The 1525-nt window shown below is 67.0% G+C and carries 2 protein-coding genes; both read right to left on the bottom strand.

The window, feature by feature from the left end:
* Positions 1–523: aldehyde dehydrogenase family protein (locus ACN269_RS35260; RefSeq protein ID WP_421477758.1), on the bottom strand; the 523-nt coding region annotated here is incomplete at its 3' end.
* A gap of 64 nt (positions 524–587) precedes the next feature.
* Positions 588–1525: hypothetical protein (locus ACN269_RS35255; protein WP_421477756.1), on the bottom strand; the 938-nt coding region annotated here is incomplete at its 5' end.

The raw sequence follows: 1525 nt of genomic DNA, 5'->3' as shown, positions 1-1525 counted from the left end.
GGGTGCGCTCGGACGGTTTGAGCAGCACCGCGCAGCCGGCCGCCAGTGCGCCGATCGCGTCCATCAGCGCGTTGGCGACCGGGTAGTTCCACGGCGCGATGATCCCGACCACCGGCCGCGGCCGGTAGTGCACGGTGATCTTCTTGATCGACAGAACGGGCAGCGACGCCGGGCGGGTCTCCGGCTCCAGGGCCTTCTCCATCGTCTTGATGTAGTACGACGCGATCATGATGATCAGCGGCACTTCCTGCGCCGCGTCGACGGCCGATTTGCCCGTTTCGGCGATCAACAGCTCTTCGATCTCCGCGCGGTGCTCACCGAGCCACACCGCGTAGCGGGCCAGCACCTTGGCCCGGCCGGCGGCCCCGCGCGCCTCCCATTCGCGCTGCGCCTCGCGGAGGCCGGTGGCGATCCGCGGCAGGTCGGCCGGGTCGGTCCAGCGGACCTGGCCGGCGGGTGCGCCCGTCGCCGGATTGCGGATCGTGCTGGCCTCGGGCAGCTCGACGTCAGGAGTTGCGGTCATAGCCCCATGCTAACGACCGCTGTGACAGACATCTCACACGGGGTTGACGCGCGTCAAGTTGACCTCAGTCGTCGGACGTCTTGGGCTTCTTCGAGAAGCCCTTCTTCTTCTGCCCGTCGCCCGCCGAGTCGTTGTCAGCCACCTTCTTCTTCGAAGTGATGCTCTTGGTGAGCTTGCTGACCGCCGACTTCACCGACTCATCGGCCCGTTCGGCCGCCTGCTGCAGCCGGGACCCGATTCGCGTAACTGGCTTGGGCTTCGTCGTCTGTGACTCCGAAGTCTGCGACCCCGGTGTGAACTTGTTCGGCTGTGACCGGAAAGTCGGTGGGTCGACCTTGGCCGCAAGCGTCGAGATGTTCACCTCCGGTGCGGGCACCGGATTGTCCTGGGCGTCGAGCTCGACGTCGAGCACGCCGGCGATCGTTCGGCGGGTATCCCGGGTAGCGGTCCACAGCCGCTGGTTGCGGAACGTCATGAGGGCGCCGTCTTCTGGCGCCTGGGTGGTGAAGTCACCGTCGCTACCGCCGCCGAGCGACTCGGGCAGCGCCTGGGCCAAACCCTCGATGACCGGGTCCACCGTCCACAGCGGCGCGTCAGTGTACTGGCGGATCGCGACGTAGAGATCGGCATTGTTGCCCTCCGCGATGGCTTGCGCAATCGGGATGAGGCCGGCCACCCCCAGCGCGGCGCCGGTGGCGGTCCGCTCCGCCGATTCCAGCATTCCTTGCGCCAGTGCCCAGGCGTAGTTCTGGTTGTAGTTCTCGGTGGCTCCCACCGCGTTCTTGATGCCCTCATTGATCGCATCGCGCAGACCGAGGAGTTCGTTGTTGCGGAACTGCATGAAGGCGCCGTCGCCGGCGCTCGTGTGCGTCTTGTTGTCGGAGCCGCCGCCGAGTTCGGTCGGCAGCGTGTCGGCGATTGCCTCGATCAGCGGGTCGACGACGTAAATCGGCGAGTCGACGATCTGCCGGAGCTGGGAGTACAGCCGCTCGTTGTCACCGG

This window comes from Micromonospora sp. WMMD736 (assembly GCF_049179015.1).
In the GTDB taxonomy this organism is placed as follows: domain Bacteria; phylum Actinomycetota; class Actinomycetes; order Mycobacteriales; family Micromonosporaceae; genus Micromonospora.
Note: the sequence above shows the minus strand (reverse complement) of the source record. Positions and strands in the feature narration are given on the sequence as shown.